15 protein-coding genes are annotated in these 18476 nt (G+C 63.3%); 5 read left to right on the top strand and 10 right to left on the bottom strand.

Translation table 11 applies throughout. From position 1 onward, the window contains the following. Window positions 1-11: 11 nt before the first annotated feature. From ACVOLS_RS02235 to ACVOLS_RS02215, 5 genes are all read right to left on the bottom strand, one after another. Entirely contained in the window at window positions 12-995 is a 984-nt protein-coding gene (locus ACVOLS_RS02235) for an AAA family ATPase (RefSeq protein WP_481544286.1), read from the bottom strand. Between the two features lie 16 nt (window positions 996-1011). Beyond that, window positions 1012-1713 carry a DUF4159 domain-containing protein gene (locus ACVOLS_RS02230; RefSeq protein ID WP_481544318.1) on the bottom strand — a complete coding sequence of 234 codons (702 nt, stop codon included), beginning with the start codon at window positions 1711-1713 and terminating at the stop codon, window positions 1012-1014. Between the two features lie 243 nt (window positions 1714-1956). Then, on the bottom strand, window positions 1957-3291 hold the full coding sequence (locus tag ACVOLS_RS02225; protein WP_481544285.1) for a TldD/PmbA family protein: 1335 nt from the start codon (window positions 3289-3291) through the stop codon (window positions 1957-1959). A gap of 21 nt (window positions 3292-3312) precedes the next feature. After that, window positions 3313-4947: a TldD/PmbA family protein gene (locus ACVOLS_RS02220; protein ID WP_481544284.1), complete on the bottom strand. Its 1635-nt coding sequence runs from the start codon at window positions 4945-4947 to the stop codon at window positions 3313-3315. 418 nt (window positions 4948-5365) lie between these two features. Continuing rightward, the gene (locus ACVOLS_RS02215; protein ID WP_481544283.1) at window positions 5366-6994 is read right to left on the bottom strand and encodes a TldD/PmbA family protein; all 1629 of its coding nucleotides are present in this window, start codon (window positions 6992-6994) and stop codon (window positions 5366-5368) included. Window positions 6995-7125: 131 nt separating this feature from the next. Between ACVOLS_RS02215 and ACVOLS_RS02210 the strand changes: the two genes are divergently transcribed. Both ACVOLS_RS02210 and ACVOLS_RS02205 read left to right on the top strand, forming a co-directional pair. Next, window positions 7126-7785: a DUF938 domain-containing protein gene (locus ACVOLS_RS02210; protein WP_481544317.1), complete on the top strand. Its 660-nt coding sequence runs from the start codon at window positions 7126-7128 to the stop codon at window positions 7783-7785. Between the two features lie 48 nt (window positions 7786-7833). Continuing rightward, on the top strand, window positions 7834-9735 hold the full coding sequence (locus tag ACVOLS_RS02205; RefSeq protein ID WP_481544282.1) for a M61 family metallopeptidase: 1902 nt from the start codon (window positions 7834-7836) through the stop codon (window positions 9733-9735). A 264-nt stretch (window positions 9736-9999) separates the two neighbouring features. On the opposite strand, the gene ACVOLS_RS02200 is transcribed toward ACVOLS_RS02205, so the two are convergent. From ACVOLS_RS02200 to ACVOLS_RS02190, 3 genes are read right to left on the bottom strand one after another with little or no spacing between them, the layout of a single operon-like run. Further along, window positions 10000-12252, bottom strand: coding sequence for a TonB-dependent receptor (locus tag ACVOLS_RS02200; protein WP_481544281.1), 2253 nt, complete (start codon window positions 12250-12252; stop codon window positions 10000-10002). A gap of 17 nt (window positions 12253-12269) precedes the next feature. Beyond that, the gene (locus tag ACVOLS_RS02195) at window positions 12270-13490 is read right to left on the bottom strand and encodes an MFS transporter (protein WP_481544280.1); all 1221 of its coding nucleotides are present in this window, start codon (window positions 13488-13490) and stop codon (window positions 12270-12272) included. Continuing rightward, window positions 13480-13866: a hypothetical protein gene (locus tag ACVOLS_RS02190; protein WP_481544279.1), complete on the bottom strand. Its 387-nt coding sequence runs from the start codon at window positions 13864-13866 to the stop codon at window positions 13480-13482. Before ACVOLS_RS02190 ends, ACVOLS_RS02195 begins: the two co-directional genes overlap by 11 nt. A gap of 136 nt (window positions 13867-14002) precedes the next feature. Between ACVOLS_RS02190 and ACVOLS_RS02185 the strand changes: the two genes are divergently transcribed. From ACVOLS_RS02185 to ACVOLS_RS02175, 3 genes are all read left to right on the top strand, one after another. Next, entirely contained in the window at window positions 14003-14956 is a 954-nt protein-coding gene (locus ACVOLS_RS02185; protein ID WP_481544278.1) for a helix-turn-helix domain-containing protein, read from the top strand. 569 nt (window positions 14957-15525) lie between these two features. Beyond that, window positions 15526-15792, top strand: coding sequence for a hypothetical protein (locus ACVOLS_RS02180; protein WP_296249044.1), 267 nt, complete (start codon window positions 15526-15528; stop codon window positions 15790-15792). Between the two features lie 149 nt (window positions 15793-15941). Then, entirely contained in the window at window positions 15942-16610 is a 669-nt protein-coding gene (locus ACVOLS_RS02175) for a hypothetical protein (protein WP_481544316.1), read from the top strand. A gap of 111 nt (window positions 16611-16721) precedes the next feature. Here ACVOLS_RS02175 and ACVOLS_RS02170 read toward each other — a convergent pair whose 3' ends face one another. Next, window positions 16722-17615, bottom strand: coding sequence for an NAD-dependent epimerase/dehydratase family protein (locus ACVOLS_RS02170; RefSeq protein ID WP_481544277.1), 894 nt, complete (start codon window positions 17613-17615; stop codon window positions 16722-16724). A gap of 68 nt (window positions 17616-17683) precedes the next feature. Continuing rightward, entirely contained in the window at window positions 17684-18346 is a 663-nt protein-coding gene (locus ACVOLS_RS02165; protein ID WP_481544276.1) for a hypothetical protein, read from the bottom strand. Window positions 18347-18476: the final 130 nt, after the last annotated feature.

Raw genomic sequence — 18476 nt, 5'->3', positions numbered from 1 at the left:
CGTCTTGTCGATCAGGCCGGGAACGGCACCGCGCGCAGCAGGGCGGCGATCACGTCATCGGCACTCTTGTGCTCGGCCTCGGCAGCGAACGACAGCAGCAAGCGATGACGCATCACCGGTGCCGCCAACGCCTGCACATCCTCGCGGGTGGCGGCGAAGCGGCCCTGCAGCAGGGCGCGTGCCTTGGCGGCGAGCACCAGTGACTGACCGGCGCGCGGGCCGGCGCCCCATTTGATCCAGTTGTTCACTTCGGCAGGCGCGCCGTCGCCGGGGCGGCTGGCACGGACCAGACGGGTGATCCAGCTGAGCAGGTCGGGGCTGATATGCACTTCACGCACGGCGGCCTGCAGTGCCTTTACTGCTTCGGCGTCCATCACCTTGGGCACGGCGCCGCTGTGGCTGCCGGTGGTCTGGGCGAGGATGTCGCGTTCTTCGGTTTCGCTCGGGTAGTCGACGCGCACATGCAGCAGGAAGCGGTCCAGCTGGGCTTCCGGCAGCGGATAGGTGCCGGCCTGCTCGATCGGGTTCTGCGTGGCCAGCACGAAGAACGGCGAGGGCAGGGCGTAGGTGGTGCCGGCGTAGCTGACGGTGCGTTCCTGCATCGCCTCCAGCAACGCGGCCTGGGTCTTGGGCGGGGTGCGGTTGAGTTCGTCGGCCAGCAGCAGGTTGGTGAAGATCGGCCCTTGCTGGAAGCGGAACGCGCGCTTGCCGGTGCCATGGTCTTCTTCCAGCAGCTCGGTGCCGAGGATGTCGCTGGGCATCAGATCGGGGGTGAACTGCACGCGCCGGAACTGCAGCTCCAGTGCTTGGCCGAGCGAGCGCACCAGCAAGGTCTTGCCGAGGCCGGGCGCGCCTTCGAGCAGGCAGTGGCCGCCGGCCAGCAGGCCGATCAGCAGTTGTTCGACAACCTCATGCTGGCCGACCACGGCCTGTGCGAGCGCGCTGCGCAGCTCGTTCAAGCGCGGCAGCAGAGAGTCCAGATCGGGGGCGGTCATGCGGTCACCTGTGGGGTCAATGCGTCAGTGCGTACATCACGATGTTCACGCCGAATTTGGTGTTGTCTTCGGCCAGGAAGCGTTTGTTGCGCCAGTCGTAGTCCCATTCGCAACCGTAGTCCTTGTTGCTGTAGAGCACGCCCAGCCGGCCATCGATTTCGATGCCCTTGAGGTAGTCGTGGACCAGGTCATCACCCCAGCCGTTGAGTTCGAAACCGGTGGCCGGTGGGCCCTCGGGGAACTTGAAGAAGCTGTTGTAGATGGCGTGGGTGTTGGGCAGTTTCTTCATTGCGTTGGCGCCGAAGATGCTGCGCATCTGAGCTTCGAAGGAGGTGGCGAACAGACCGTCGATGTCATGGTTGCAGTCATCGACGAAGACGAAGCCGCCGTTGCGTACGTAACGCTCGAAGTTGCGGCGCTCTTCCGGATTGAACTCGACCAGCTTGTGCCCGGCCAGGTAGCAGAACGGTGCGGCCAGCATCTTCGGGTCAGACAGCGCGATGACGTGTTCCTTGGGGTCCACGCGCAGGGTGGTGTAATCGACCAGCGAGGTGATCAGGTTGGACGGCATGCGCGCATCCACGTCCCAGTCACCGGAGTCGTAGCGCAGGCGGGTGAACCAGAAGTCGTAGCGGCTGGCCTGTGCCCGCGCGATACCCGGCAAGGCAGCCGCCACCACGCCGCCCAGCAGCAGGTGAAGGAATTGCGCTCGCGTCAGACGGGGTGGGGACAAGGGCGAAAATCTCAGGGTGCTGAAAGCCCCTCTCCCGCGTGCGGGAGAGGGGTTGGGGTGAGGGCGCTCCTAAAGCACGTGGAGCAAGAGCTTCCCCTCATCCGCCCCTTCGGGGCACCTTCTCCCGCAGGCGGGAGAAGGGATGGAGCAACTGCAACTGCCAAAGCCAAAAGCCAAAAGCCAAAGCCAGAGCTAAAAGCCAAAGCTAAAAGCCAGAGCTAAAAGCCCTTACACCGCATCCGACAACGACGTGAACGTGAAGTCACGCAGCTTCATCGGCGGGATCATCATCACGAAGCTGGATTCATCACCAGCCACACGCACCGGCTTGCCCAGTTCATCGATGTTGTTGAGCATGATCACCGGCGATTCGTTGAAGCGGAAGTTCTTCACCGGGTGCTTGATCTGGCCGTTCTCGATGTAGAACGTGCCGTCACGGGTCAGACCGGTCAGCAGCACGGTCTGCGGGTCGACCATGCGGATGTACCAGGTGCGGGTGACCAGGATGCCCTTCTCGGTGCCACGCACCAGTTCGGCAATCGACTTGGTGCCGCCGCCCATCAGCAGGTTGCCGGCGCTGGCCTTGGCGGTCTTGCCCTGCTTCTGTGCCCAGAAGCGCGAGTAATCCAGGTTGGCGACCTTGCCGTCCTCGATGATGGCGATACGTTCGCGCGGCAGGCCTTCGCCATCCCACGGCAGCACCGCTGCGTCCGGATGCCACGGATCGGCGAACAGATTGACCTTGCTGTCGTAGACCTGCTCACCCAGCTTGTTGCCGCCGCCCTTCTTGGACAGGAAGCTGCGGCCTTCATCTGCCGAGCGTGCGCTGAAGAAATTCATCATGAAGCTGATCAGGCCAGCAGCGGCTGCCGGCTCCAGGATCACCGTGTACTTGCCCGGCTCCAGTGCCTTGGCTTCGGCCGATTCGGTGGCCTTGCGCTTGGCGATCTCGATGTCCTGGTCTGCCTTGAAGTCGGCAGCATTGGCGAGGTTGCGGCCCACCCAGCCCGAGCCGCGACCGTCTTCGGTGCGCACGGTGCAGGTGTAGTTGAAGTTGGTGGTCTTCTGGTAGCCGAAGTTGCCATTGCTGTTGGCGATGGCGACGAAACCGTTGCCGTCTTCCAGGAAGCCGGCAGCGATCAGGCCATGGCCGCGGCAGGGGGTGATGGAGTCAGCGGCCACCTGGGCGCGGAACTCCGGGGTGATTGCCGCGGTCGATTCGCTGAAGGTCGGGGTCGAGCGGTATTGCTGCTTGCCGATGGCCGGCATGAACTCCGGGTTCTCCGGTGCCAGCTTGGCCAGATCTTCGGCGCGACGGACCACGCGCTCCAGCGAGGCGTCGTCGAACTCATTGATCGAGGCGGTGCCGACGCGCTTGCCAAAGGCAACCTGCACGGCGAGTTCGGCGTTGCTGACGATGCCGCTGGTGGAGACGTTGTTCAGCGCGAAACGGATGTTGCCGTCGACCGAGCCGGCCAGCGTGGCAGTGCATTCATCGGCCTTGGACAGCGCGATGACCTTGTCCAGGATGGCCTTGGCTTCCTGTTCGGTGAAGATGATCATGGTTCAGAAGCTCCTTGACGATCAGCCGAGGCTGCGCGCGGTATTGATGACGTTGATGCCGTCGAAACGGGCGGTGGACGAGCCGTGCGACACGGCCGAGACCTGACCCGGCTGGCCCTTGCCGTCGAAGAACGAACCGCCCAGGCGGTAGTCGCGTTCGTCGGCGATGGCGCTGCAGGCGTTCCAGAATTCCGGGGTGCGGATCTGGTAGGCCACGTCCTCGAGCATGCGGGTGATCTGGCCGTTCTTGATTTCATAGAACAGCTGACCGCCGAACTGCGCGTTGTAGCGTTGCTGGTCGATGGAGAACGAACCATCGCCGATGATGTAGATGCCGTTCTCGACGTTCTTGATCATGTCGGCCACCGACAGCGGGGTCTTGCCCGGCGCCAACGACACATTGGCCATGCGCTGGAACTGCACGCTGGACCAGGAGTCGGCGTAGCAGCAGCCATCGGACTCGGTCTTGCCGAGGATATGCGCCTGGTCACGGATGGTCTGGTAGTCGACCAGCTTGCCGTCGCTGATCAGCGGCCAGCGCTTGGTCTTCACGCCTTCGTCGTCGTAGGCGACCGCGCCCAGTGAGCCGGGCTGGGTTTTGTCGGCGAAGAGGTTGACCTTGTCGCTGCCGTACTGGAAGCGCTGCTCGCGCTTGTCCAAGGTGGCGAAGCTGGTGCCGGCATAGTTGGCTTCGTAGCCGAGCACGCGGTCCAGTTCCAGCGGATGGCCCACGGCCTCGTGGATGGTCAGCCAGGTGTGCGACGGATCCAGGACCAGATCGTACTTGCCGGGCTTGACCGACGGTGCCTTGAGCTTTTCCTGCGTCTGCTTGGCGGCGGCGATGGCGTCTTCGCGCATGTCATAGGACTGGCCGTAGACGGTGACGCCGTTGGGCAGTACGGTCTTGCCGGAGGCGTCGCCATCCAGGTATTCGTAGCCCAGGCCCATCGGCGAGGACAGGCCGGCACGGGTGCGGAACTTGCCGCTGGCCTTGTCGATGGCGGTGACCGTCATCGGTGCCCAGATGCGGTGCACGTCCTGGTCGATGTAGGAGCCGTCGGTGGAAGCGAAGTACTTCTGCTCGTTGACCAGGAACAGCATCGAATTGACGAAGCTGGCACCGGCACCGATGGCTGCGGCGTTCACGCCCAGCAGCAGATCGGCCTTGTCCTTGATCGGCACTTCCATCGCGTTCTTCTTGATCGGCGTGCGCCAGCTGACCTCGCCGTAACCCGGTGCCTTGGCGAACTGCACCGGCGCGGTCTGCACCTTGGCATTGGCCTTGGCAATGGCGGCGGCCTGCTGCGCGGCCTTGACCACGCCTGCCGGGCTCAGGTCATTGGTGGCGGCAAAGCCCCAGGCCCCATTGACGATGACGCGGATGCCGGTACCGGTGGACTCGGTATTCACCACGTTCTGGACCTTGTCCTCGCGGGTGATCACGAACTGACGCAGGTAGCGGCCGATGCGGACATCGCAGTAAGTGGCGCCTGCGGCACGTGCGGCATTGAGTGCGTCATCGGCCAGGCGCTTTTTCAAGGCTGGATCGAGTGCGGTCAACAGTTGTTCGGCGGCGATGGCCTTGCCGAAGAAGGACGGCACCATCAGGCCGCCAGCGGTAAGCCCGGTCAGGGCTAGGAAGTCACGTCTCTGCAAGGCTGCTCTCCACGGGGCAAGGCCCGCAAGGCGGGCGCTACGGCAACAAACGACGGTGGCTTCGCGGTGTTCTGCGAACTGTTCGATTCTTGCGGGCAGGTGTTTGCAGCGGTAGTGACTTTAGGCATGGAAGAGCCAATTTTTTTGAGGCTTCCTGCTAAAGGCAACCCCACCCCAACCCTTGCCTTCGCTGTGCGGAAGGGAGGGGGCACAAGCCAAGATCGTCAGCAGTTCCGCGATTGCACGGACCGCTCCCTCCCTTTCGCGCAGCGAAGGCGAGGGCTGGGGAGGGGTGTGCTCTGGCTCTCGCTTTGGCTTTGGCGGTAGCGGTAGCGGTTGCTTTGAAAGCCCCTCTCCCGCGAGGCGGGAGAGGGGTTGGGGTGAGGGCAAGCCCCTGCTTCTGCCCCTGCTTCAAGCCTTACCCCAACGACCGCGCCGTATTGATGATGTTCACCCCATCAAAGCGCGTGGTGGCCGAACCATGCGACACCGCAGAAACCTGCCCCGGCTGGCCCTTGCCGTCAAAGAACGAACCGCCCATGCGGAAATCGCGTTCATCGCAGATCGCGCTGCAGGCATTCCAGAACTCAGGCGTGCGGATCTGGTAGGCCGCATCCTCGACCATGCCGGCAATCTCGCCGTTCTTGATCTGGTAGCAGAGCTGCCCACCGAACTGCGCGTTGTAGCGCTGCTGGTCGATTGAGTACGAGCCACGGCCGTGGATGTAGATGCCGTTCTCCACGTTCTTGACCATCTGTGCCGGGGTCAGCGGCGTCTTGCCCGGTGCCAGCGACACATTGGCCATGCGCTGGAACTGCACGCTCTTCCACGAGTCGGCGTAGCTGCAACCGTGCGAGGCGTTCTCGCCAAGGATATGCACCTCATCGCGGGTGGCCTGGTAGTTGACCAGGATGCCGTCCTTGACCAGATCCCACTGCCTGGTCTTTACGCCCTCATCGTCATAGCCCACCGCACCCAGGCTGTAGGGCACGGTCTTGTCGGCGGTGAAGTTGACGATGTCGCTGCCCCAGCGGAAACCGGCCTCGCGCTTGTCCAGCGTGGCGAAGCTTGTACCGGCGTAGTTGGCCTCGTAGCCGAGCACACGGTCCAGCTCCAGCGGATGGCCGACGTTCTCGTGGATGGTCAGGAACAGGTTGGACGGGTCCAGTACCAGGTCGTATTTGCCCGGCTTCACCGATGGCGCGGTGAGCTTGGCGCGCGCCTGTTTGGCGGCGGCGATGGCATCTTCCACCGGGTCATAGGAATGACCGTAGGCCACCACGCCACCCGGCAGCTGGTGTTTGTCGGCGGCATTGCCCTCGAGGAATTCCCAGCCCATGCCCGCAGGTGCGGACAGTCCGGCACGGGTGCGGAACTTGCCGCTGGCCTTGTCGATGGCGGTGGCGGTGAACGGCAGCCAGATGCGGTGCACGTCCTGGTCGATCCACGAACCATCGCTGGAGGCGAAGTACTTCTGCTCGTTGACCAGGAACAGCTGCGAGTTGATGAAGTTGGCACCGGCATTGATTGCCGCCGCATTGATCGACAGCAGCAGCTCCACCTTGTCCTTGACCGGCACCGCCATCGCGTTCTGGCGGATCGGCGTCTTCCACTGCACCTCACCCACGCCCGGCGTGGGTGCCAGCTGCACCGGCCTGGTCTGGATCTTCGCGTTGGCCCTGGCAATGGCAATCGCCTGCGCCACCGCGTTGGCCACGCCCTGCGTGGTGGACTGGTTGCTGGCGGCAAAGCCCCAGGCACCATTGACGATCACGCGGATGCCGACGCCGGCCGACTCGCTGTTGGTGACGTTCTGCACCTTGTCTTCGCGGGTGACGATGGCCTGGTTGAGGTAGCGACCGATGCGCACGTCGCAGTAACTGGCGCCGCCCTGCTTGGCCAACGCCAGCACGGTGTCGGCCAGCAGCTTCTTCTTGGCCACATCGGCCGGGGCCAATAATTCTTCGGCGGCAATCAGCTGTGCATTGGGCAGCATGAAGCCGGCGAGGCCGAGGCCGGAGAGCGAAAGAAACTGGCGGCGTTGCATGATGGGCGGAACTCCAGAGCCAGCGATGCAATGCATCGCACAAGACCCTTGAATCTCGATGGCGCGGGGGTGCAGGCACAAGTGACCATGGTCATGCATGGCGCTAAACAGGCACTGCGGCACAATCTGCGCTGCATTCCCCCAGGCCGCCCGCGATGACCAGCAAGCCGTACTCCGAATCCTGCGAGCGCAACAGCGCACCCATCCTGCAGGTGCTGCAGCAGCATCTGGGCCAGGCCCGCACTGTCCTGGAGATCGGCAGCGGCACCGGCCAGCATGCCGTGCACTTTGCCGCTGCGATGCCATGGCTGCGTTGGCAGGCCAGCGATCACTGCGACTACCTGCCCGGGATACGCCAATGGCTGGACGAGGCGGCGCTGCCGAACACGCCTGCGCCGCTGGAACTGCAGGCAGTGATTGGCGAAGGCCTGCAGCCCTTGCCGCCGCTGCCGGTGCATGACGGCGTGGCCGGCTTCGATGCCGTATTCACTGCCAACACCCTGCACATCATGGGCTGGGAGGAGGTGCAGGCGCTGTTCGCCGGGTTGCCGTCGCTGATGGCGCCAGAAGGGTTGTTGGTCGCCTATGGCCCGTTCAACTACAACGGTGCCTTCACCAGCGACAGCAACCGCAACTTCGACGGCTGGCTGAAGGCGCGGGACCCGCGCTCGGGCATCCGCGATTTCGAGGCGGTCGATGTCCTGGCACGCGCGCAGCAGTTGGCCTTGCATGAGGACGTGGCGATGCCGGCCAACAATCGCTGCCTGGTATGGCGACGGATGCGCAGCTGAAGCCGGCCGGGCTAGGATGCGAAGACTTCAGGCAAGGGGCGGGGCGTGATGCACGGACGTAAGTGGTTGGTGGCGATGGTGCTGGGGCTTGCACCGCTGGCATGCGTACAGGCGCAGCCGTTGGATGCGCGGGCAGCGGCGGTGCAGGTGCAGGCAAGCTACCCGGGCGTGATCGAGCTGGAGGTGGATGCCAGCGACATCCAGCGCCGTATCCAGCGCGTGCACCAGCGCATTCCTGTAGCGGCAGGTGCGCTGACCCTGTGGTACCCGCAGTGGATCCCCGGCAATCACGCGCCGACCGGCCCGATCAACCAGATGGCCGGACTGGTCATCCGTGGCAATGGTCAGGTGCTGCAGTGGACGCGCGACTCCGGCGATATGTACGCGTTCAAGCTGCAGGTGCCCGAGGGCGTCAGCACGCTCGATATCGAGTTCCAGTACCTGTCACCGACCGCCAGCGATCAGGGCCGGGTCGCGATGACACCGAACATGCTCGATCTGCAGTGGCATCGCGTGCTGCTGTACCCGGCTGGCTATGACGCACGCGGCATCCAGGTCAAACCCAGCCTGCGCCTGCCCGACGGCTGGCAGAGCGGCACGGCATTGGATGTTGCACAGCGCAGCGGCGGCAATGAGCAGTACGCACCGGTGTCGCTGATGACCTTGATCGATTCACCGGTATTTGCCGGCCAGTACTTCAAGCGCTTCGCGCTGGACGAAGCATCCAAGCAACCGGTGTGGCTGGACGTGGTCGGCGAGAACCCGCAGGGCCTGCAGGCCGATGCCAAGGTGCTGGACGCGCACCGCGCGTTGGTGCGCGAGGCCGATGCGGTGTTCGGTTCACGCCCTTACACCCGCTACAACTTCCTGCTGGCGGTATCGGACGTGTTCAGCGGCATCGGCCTTGAGCACGCGCAGAGCAGCGAAAACGGCATGCACGACGGTTACCTGCGTGGCGAGCGACCCTTCCTCGACAATGATCTGCTGCCGCACGAATACGCACACGCGTGGGTAGGTAAGGCCTGGCGCCCGCGCCCGACCTGGGTGCCGCATTACAACGCGCCGATGCACAACGACGAGTTGTGGATGTACGAAGGCCAGACCCAGTACTGGGCAGTGGTACTGGCAGCGCGCTCCGGGCTGTGGAAGCCGGACTACGCGATGGCGATGCTGGCACAGCTGCAGGCCAACTACACAACACAGCCGGGCCGGCAATGGCGCGACCTGCACGACACCGTGCACCAGGGCATCCTCGACTTCAATTCCAAGCCGCAGGCATGGGCCGACTGGCAGCGTGCGTTCGAGTTCTATAACGAGAGCACCCTGCTATGGCTGGGCGTGGATGCACGCCTGCGCAGCCTGTCGAAGGGCAAGGTCACGCTGGATGATTTCGCCAAGCGCTTCCACCAGGGCGGAAAGCAGGGTGAGATTCGCCTGTACGATCGCGCTGACGTGATGCAGGGCCTGGAAGCGGTGCAGGCCGGCAACTGGGATGCCTTCATCGGCAGCCGATTGGATGCGCGTGATGGCAAGGCGCCGGATGGTTTGAGCGCTGCGGGCTGGGAGCTGTACTTCGACGACCAGCCGAATCTTGTGGTTGCCGATGGTGAGGCCGATGGCGCTACCGATCTGCAGTATTCGCTGGGTTTGAAGGTTGGCAGCGATGGTGTGTTGCAGGCGGTTGGTTGGGACAGCCCTGCATTCAAGGCGGGCTTGGCCAAGGATGTGACGATTATTGCGGTGAACGGTTTGGCCTACAGCGGTGGCCGGATCAAGCAGGCGCTGACGGACGGAAAGCAGAGTGGGGCGCCGATCGAGTTGATCGTGCGCCAGGCGGATAGCTTCCGTACCGTGCGTATCGATTACCGCGAAGGGCTGCGGTATCCGCACCTGCGGAGGATTGCAGGGACGGCGGATCTGTTGACGCGGATTTTGGCGGCCAAGCGGTAACGAACCACCAGCGCCGCTAGCTATCCCTTCTCCCGCGAGCGGGGTTAAGAACAGGCGCTTACGAGCCAAAGGCTCGTGACGGTTCGTACGCCCCGCGTGCTACGCGGGGCCGGGGCGCGGAGCGAGGTGCCCCGAAGGGACGGATGAGGGGAAGCTTTTAAAGCGTTGGGTCTGCTCGCTAGAAGCTTCCCCTCACCCCAACCCCTCTCCCGCAGGCGGGAGAGGGGCTTCTTGCGCCTCTAGCATTCCGAATACGTTGAGGCCTCAGTACTCCACCCGATACCCAACCCCAAACGTACGCCCCTGCGCCGGCACGCTGGAAATCTTGCCGTAGGTCGCTTCCGCCTGCTGGCCATACACGGTCTTGTAGTCGCGATCAGCCAGGTTATAGACCCCAACACTGAAACGCCCACCAGCCAGCGGCAGCTCCCCAATCAGATCGAACACCGCATAGCCGCTGATCTTCGCCGCCGGTGTCGCGCGGATGGTCGGGCTGACCGATGCCAGCTGCGCGTCACGCCACGCATCATCAGTGCCACCGACGGCCTGGCCCTGCAGGCGCAGCAGACTATCGTTGGCAAAGCGCCACTGACCATGCACGCCTGCCTTCAACGGCGATACGCGGAACGCGTTGAGCTCGCGCCACTGGCCGGCCGCATCACGGTACTGGCCGTGGGTGCTGGCCACGCTCGCACCCAGCTCCAGTTGCGCGGTAGGCGTATAGCGCAGGTTGGCTTCCACGCCGTAGACGCGCTCATCGGTATCGGCTACCGACACGCTGTAGTTGCGGTTGAACTGCACGGTCTTGTCCGAGCGGTTGTAGAACGCGGTCACTGCGCTCTGTAGCTGCGTGTTGTTCAAGCGCCAGCCCAGCTCGTAGTTGTCGACCTTGATCGGGCCGATGTTGCGGCTGTCGATGACGAAGTTGGCTGGCACGTCACGCAGCATGCGCTGCGTATCGGGCAGGCTGAAACCCTGCGAGAAGTTGGCGAACAACTGCTGCGCATCGCTGAACTTGTAGACCACGCCGGCATTGAACAGCGTCTGCGAATGCCGCACGCGGCCACCGGCCAGCAGCTGCGGCTGATAGCCGACCACCGCGTCGGCAGTGATCGCCTCGGTGTAGGGCAGCGAATCGTCCACGTTGTTGCGCAGGATCTGGTGACGCACACCGGCCTGCACGCTGAAGCGTTCGCTCAGTGCATGGTCGGCCTGCAGGAACAGACCGGTGGTGTCCACACGCACATCCGGGCCCATCGCGTATTGCGCGGTCGGCACATAGTTCAAGCCATTGCTGGCGATGAAACGGTTGATGTCGTACATCTGCCCGCGTTGGCTGTCCTCTTCGCGCTCATGGTCCACGCCGTAGGACAGCTGCAGGCTGCGCCCGCCGATATCGAAACCCTTGTGCAGGGCGCTGCGCAGGCCCCAGACGTCGATGTCGGTATTGGACTGCATGGCCACATAGGCATAGCCACCGGGCAGCGCCGGGTGCACCAGCGTCGATACCGACGGGAACCAGCGGCCCTGCTCATTACGGTAATAGGCTTCCACGCTCAGCTCCTGGCCGCCGAGTACATCGCGGTTGCGGTACTGCGCATTGACGCCTTGGTGGCGGGTACGCGGCTGTGCGTTCAACTGCAGGCCATCGACGGCGTTGTGGCTGGGCTGGTAGGCGGGGTTGAACAGCACCGCCAGGCGCGGGCCGTAGTCGGGGCCGTAGTCGCTGTCCTGCTGGTCGTCATACCAACGCACGCCGAGGCTGAGCTGCTGGGCCGGGGTAAGTACCCACTCCAGGCGCGCGTTGAGTTCCTTGGTCTCGGTGTCCTGGCGGTCGGTCTGGGCGATCTCCGGGCCGATGCGGCGGCCATGCGCATCCAGCGATGCGCCCTGGCGGCCATAGGCGATACCAAAGGCACCGCTGAAGCTGTCACCGCGCACGGTCATGGTCTGCGCGGCGTTCCAGGCCAGGTTGTCGCTGGATACATCGGAGGGCGTGCGCAGGCCGAGCTGGCTGGCCAGCTGCACCGGCGCGTCGCCCGGCTGCAGGGTGATGATGTTGATGATGCCGCCGCTGGCACCGGCGCCGTACAGCGCGGTGGCACCGGAGATCACCTCGATGCGCTCGATCATCGTCGGCGAGATGCTGTTGAGCTGGCGTGAGCCATCGCGTGCACCGGTCAGCGGCACGCCATCGATCATCACCTGCACACTGCGACCACGCATGGTCATGCCGTAGTTGCTGGTGGTGCCACTGGCCGGTGCCAGCGACGGCACCAGCTGGCCGAGGATGTCGGCGGTGCTGCGGCCGGCAGCGGTCTGCTGGACGATCTGCTCACGCTCGATGGCGTACACGGTGCCGGCGATCTCGGCCACGCTGCGTGCACCGCGCACGGCGGTGACGCTGACGGCATCCAGCTGGCGGGTGCCGCTGGTGGTGTTGGCCTGTGCTGCCAGCTGGCCACTGATGGCCAGGCTCAGCAGGGCGAGCGGAAGCGTTGCTGCGGTATGCCGCATGGTGTCCTCGGAACGTATCAGGGAGAAGAAGGAGAGGGCGCGAAGCGGCGCAGCAGCGGCCGGCACAACAGCAACCCAAGCGCGGAGACGATCGCCAGCGCCACGTAATAAGCGGGGTAACCCAGGCCCTTGGCGAGGAAGCCGGACAAGGCACCACCGATGAAATAGATCAGCAGTTCGAAGCACACCAGCAATGTGAAGTCGGTGCCGGCCTGCTCGCGCGAGCTGATCCGCATGAACAAGGCATACAGGCTGGTCATGGCGACATAGCGCAGGGCGAGCAGGGCGATCACCAGCGCGCCAAGCCAAAACTGCGATGAGGCAAGCACTCCGCTGTACAGCAAGGCGGCCAGCAGCACATACAGCAGCGTGCGCCACCAACCGGCGTGCATCAGCAGTTGTTCGGCGCTGCGCTGCTTGAGCAGCCAGGCCGCGCCCACCGCAGCCAACATGCCAACGCCGGCACCGCCCACCGAGATCAGCAGGCCGATCTCGGTCAGGCTCCACTTCTGGTCGACCAGCAGCGGATTGACCATCGCCATCGCCGGTGCTTCCACCATGCGATACAGGACGATCAGCAGCAGCGCCCAGCGCAGCTCGGGCCGGCGCAGCGCACGCAGCACGCTCGGCCGCTGGCTGGCCGCCGGCCGTGGCACCTCGTTGATCTGCTGCACGGCGAACAGGGTCAGGGCACTCATCGCCGCCAGACTCAGCAGGGCCACGTTCCAGCCGCGCGTTTCGTACAGCCACAGCACGCCTGCGCCGCCGACCATGCTGCCCAGCGCCACGCCCACGCTCTGCGCCATGCTGCCGAGGCGGTGCTCGGCCGGTGCCAAGGCTTCCACCGTATAGCCATCGATGGCGATGTCCTGGGTGGCGGCGATGGTGGAGATCCACATGCCGACCAGCACGAACACAGTCAGGCCATGGTCCAGACCAGTGAAGGCCAACACCAGGATGCCGACCAGCAACAACAACTGGGTCAGCCACAACCAGCTGCGGCGACCGCCCAGGGCTGGCAGATGCCAGCGGTCCACCAGCGGTGCCCACAGGAATTTGAAGGCCCACGGCAGATACAGCAGCGACAACATGCCGATCCAGCGCAGGTCCACGCCCTGGCTGCGCAGGATGGCTGGTACCGCCACGTTGTAGAAATACAGCGGCAGCGCGTGGGCCATGTACAGCACCACGATGACGCCCAGGCCGAAACGCGAGGCCGCGCCGTGCTCAGTACGCATCGGCATGCTCCAGCTGTTGGCCGACCCAGCGCATGCCGTCGGCGTCGTCAGTGGTGACGTAGTAGGGCACGCCCCAGGCCGCATGCAGGGCCGGTGTATCCAGCCGCTGCTGCTCGGCGGCGCTGCTGGCGATGCGCACCAGGCCCTTGCAGTAAACGCGGAAGGCGGGCTTGTGCTGCTTGTACCAGAGCGCCTGGATGGCGCGGTAATCGTCACTGAAGCTGGCGCCGGGCTCGGTGCTGGCAATGAAGTAGAACGGCGTGGCGGCCACGATCAAGGCTTCCACGCGCTGCAGCCAGTGGCGGATCTCGTCCGCGCTGACCGCATCGTGGAAGACGGCGCGGACCACGGCCGCCTGCTTGATCGTCAAACCCATTGCCACTGACCTTCACTGAATACGGGGCAGGGCCGTCCATACGCGGCCCCTCAAATAAGAATAGTTATCAATACCATTGAAAGTTTAGGCGCAGCGAAGGAAAATTTAGGCAGGACCATATTCCGGGATGCCCTGCATGCAGGTTTTCACCTGCGCCGAACTAATGACCGCCGCAAACGCGCTGGGCGGGCAGGTTGATTTCGACGCCGGCATGGCCGACGCCACGCCAGTGCTGGCGGGCTGGCAGCAGGTGCATGCGCTGGACGATGGCGTGTCGCTCTACCTGAGCCGCAGCCGCGACATGGTGGGCGGCTGCAGCCTCAACCGTCTGGCACCCGGCATCACCGCCGGGTTCCTGGTGGATGGCGAGGCCGACGTTGCCATCGGCACGCATCGCTTGCGGCTGGAGGGTAACCATCGGCGAATGCCGACGATGTTGGTCCACCTGCGTGAGGAAGACAGCTTCCAGCGCCATTGGCAGGCCGGGCGACAGGAAGGCAAGGTCAGCCTGCATCTCAGCGGTGACTGGTTGCAGCGGCAGCTGCAGGCCGATTCCCGTGGCAGCGCCCGATTGGCACGCGTTTTTCATGGCCACGCCGACAACCATGCATGGCGGCCACCGGCGCCGTTGGTGCAGCGTGCAGCGCAGCTGCTGGAGAACAAGGCCGGTTCGCTGCCATTGCTGCGCCGCCTGCAGCAGGAAAGCTTTGCCCTGGAACTGGCGGGGGACGTGCTGCAGACACTGGCCAGCGAGGGTGGCGAAAGGCCTTTGGGCTCACACCTGCAGCGCTGCGTCACCCGCCTGCACCAGTGGTTGCAAAGTGGAGAGGCCGACACACTGAGCATCGCGCAGATGGCACGCCAGCTCGGCACCAATGCAGTGGACCTCCAGCGTGGCTTCCAGCATTGCCATGGCCAAAGCATCGCCAACTACCAGCGCGAGCTACGGCTGGAACGCGCCCGCCAGGCACTGCTACGCCAGCGCGTTCCCGTGGATGTAGCTGCCACCATCGCCGGCTATGCGCACACCAGCAGCTTCAGCGCCGCATTCAAACGCCAGTACGGCACATCACCCTCGCAGCTGAAGTAGCCAACACAGCGTTGTAGACGCTGCGGCGGTTGTGGGAGCGGCGTAAGCCGCGAAGCCACCAAACCAAAACGCCTGCACGGTCCGCGCATTCAATGATGCCAGCTGGCAGCGAACGAACTGATCAACAAACGCGCAGAACGTGATCATCGCGCCGAACGTTCCGATAGACAGCTCGTGGCATGAAGCCACCACACCGTGCGACGCAGTAGTCGCATGTTGCATGCAGAGATCACACCCACTTCGTGCACGCCTAGCAGCCGAACACGATGCCAATTCATACCGATGAATTGGCAAGTCGAAGACATCACTGCATGACCGTCAGCGCAGAAGCGAACGCCTGTTCACCCGTAAATTTTCACTTCGTATCTGCATAGATGACTGCGCACATCACGCATTGGTCCATCAAATTCAACGGCATTCCTTGAGCTTGCTGAATTCAAGCAACAACGCTGCTCATTCAAGCACCTTCACAGTTCATTTATCTGTGCAAACGTCAGCTGAAAGCGCATCACGCTGCTCTGCAAAAACGTAGCTATATTCGAGATCCCCCAAACGTAGGAGGAAGTGGAATGTTCATGACCAAGCAGAAAATGGTGATGGCGCGTACGCTCGGCGTGGCAGTCGTCGTCATGAGCCTGGCGTCCTGTGCAACCTATAAAGAAGAGTTCGCAGGGATCAACTCACGCCTCGACCAACTCGACACGAGGGTGCAAGGCGCAGCACAGAGCGCCGAGTCCGCCAATCAGTCCGCACAGCAGGCAAACCAACGGCTGGATCAAATTGAAGGTCGCGTCCAGCAACTCGAAAGGGCACCACGCCGCACACCGCGCGGCTGATCGCTCCGCTCGATTCATGATGAATACCTGAATTCAGGATCCGGTGGCCTTTACCGGCCACTGGCTTCCTCCCTCAGTCAGTCTTCACCGCAAGGAACCGTCCCATCCGTACGCACACCTACCCTGTAATCCTCGCCGCCTTTGGCGTGCTGGCGTTCGCGAGCATCGACGCGGCCAGTGCCAAGGATGCCACGGTGCAACAAACGGCAACCGCCGTCGATCAGCTTCCACCGGACCAGAAGGTGTCGGACACGGTGATTGAACTCGCCGGCTGGGTTGTCGCAAGCAAGGACAACCAGGGCTATCCCTTCGCGATCATGGACAAGGCCGCTGCACAGATCCTGGTGTTCAGCGGCGACGGCCGACTACGCGGCGCCACGCCTGGACTGTTTGGCTCGGCAACCGGCGATCACGTAGCCCCCGGCGTCGCCGGTCTCGCGCTGCGCGAGATTCCGGGCCGCGACCGCACCACACCTGCGGGCCGTTACATCGGCGGCTTCGGCCCCTCGCTCGATGCGGGCCGCGTGCTGTGGGTGGACTACGATTCCGCAGTCTCCATCCATCCCACCGCTACCGGCGTGCCCGCCGAGCGACGCGCAGAGCGCCTCGCATCACCAACACCGGACGACAACCGTGTCACCCACGGCTGCATCAACATCGCGCCGGACTTCTACGAACAGATCGTCAGCCCGACATTCGAGCGCGGCGGCCTGTTCTACATCCTGCCGGACAAGGACAGCCTGGAAGCGACCTTCCCGGAGTTCGCAAAGAGTCGCGCCGCCGGGAAAGACAGCGAAGGCAAACACGCCGGGCGCTGAAGACGGTGCCCGGCCTGCGCATCCGCATCAAAAGCGAGAGGCTCTTTCTTTTGTAGGAGCGGCGTAAGCCGCGAAGCAAGCACCGCCTATCGACCTACCAATGCAACCGAATCAATCCACAGTCCTATCAACAAAACCGCGCGTATAAGGCAACACCTCCAAACTACGCCGATCCACCTGCGCCAAAACTTCGTTGGAGCCAAACGCAGGCTCCCAACCCAATGCCCGCCGGATAGCGGCATTGTCGTAAACCCGATCAATGACCGATGGCAGCGGCCAACCACGCCGCGCATGTTCGGCAACCAACTCCGGGCAGCGCAGACGCAGAACTTCAGCGGCATCACGCCCCAACTGCTCAAGGTCCTCCCGCCGAAACGGCGTCGAGCCGCTGACGACAAATTTACTGAATGATCCAGCCGGCAGGGCCAACGCCGCCACATGCGCATCAGCAACATCGCGGACATCAATACCGCGGTGCAGGCGCAGCACCGACATCTGATCCGCAGGTTGCGGGAAACAGCGTGACATGCGGATGACGCTACGTGTCAGCCCTGCACCGGACCACTCGGCCAGGATCTGCTCGGCTTCCAGCTTGGTGCGGTGATACACAGTCTTGGGTTGCGGAACCACGGATTCGTCGATCCAGGTGCAACCCTGCTCGGCGACAGCATCGCCATACAGTGCGGTGGTACTGGTGTAGACCACGTGCTTCACACCAGCCTGCTGCGCAGCTTCCAGCAACTGCTGCACACCCGCCACATTCACCCGCTCGAACTCGCGATCAGATACCAGGCCGACATGCGGCGCATGGTACGAGGCGGTGTGGAAGACCACGTCCACACCCTGCAATGCCGAGTGCAGCAATCGGCTGTCGGTGAAGTCACCAATAAGCGACGAGCAGGAGAAAGGGGAGCGGTCGAGGCCAATGACCTCATGGTTTGCTGCAATCGTGCTGTAGATTGCGCGGCCAATCCGGCCTGAGCTACCGGTGATAAGAGCTTTCACGGAAAAGTGCGTCTGGCGCCCGGGATCTGCAGGGATGGAGGCATGGTAAATCGCTGCTGCGTCTGCGGCTAGCTAGCGCGCGCACTTACCGGGTCGACGGGCACGCCGGTGTAGTCGCCAATTTCTTCATGAATAAAGGAAATCGCCAAATTGGTCTCTTGCTTTAGGCCGGTGCGCTGACTAATTCCCGTGTCCATGTCAGCGACAGCTGCTCCTCGGTACGACCAAGGTTGCGGGCGCAGCCTCTGTGAGCTTCTGTCAATTAGACGCGTGTTCTGCGACGCCGGATATCCAACCACGAGATATTGACGGCCCCTCATCGTCCCTCGATTCTGAGATACCTGGCGCGCGTCGACAAATTCAACGGCGTCACCCAACCCAGCAATCGCTTGATCGTTGAGTCGTTGGAAAGCGAAGTCGTGCTTGTCTTTGCCTCGGCTTCCGTCGACCTTCATCGTCACCAGAAAGTCGTCCATGATTTGAATCAGGCCGCTGCCTCCAATGATGGCGAAGCCAAACTCTTTTGCATCGTCAATTACGAGCGCGGCTGTCACAAGATACTTCCGGCCTTCAACCTCAAGGAATGTACAGCTTCCATATGCAATGAACTGCTTCTTTGCGTTGTACCCGTAGATGATTCCGACTGACTTCTTAAAGCGTTCTCCCACTTCCGTTTGGCATTCCTGCGCGCGCTGTTGTACTGCTTCTCTGATTGGTTCAATTTTGCACAATTCTCCTCGAAGTAAGAGTGATGACGGCTTCAGTGCGTTGATTGCGCGTTATAGCGCGTAAAATACAGTTTGTCTCTGCCCTTCTCGCGAGGCAAGACAGCGGCGGCTCCATGCTCCACGGGTAACAATG

It is taken from the genome of Stenotrophomonas sp. STEN038 (assembly GCF_056759895.1).
The sequence above is the reverse complement of the archived record's forward strand: the minus strand, read 5'-3'. Positions and strand labels throughout refer to the sequence as shown.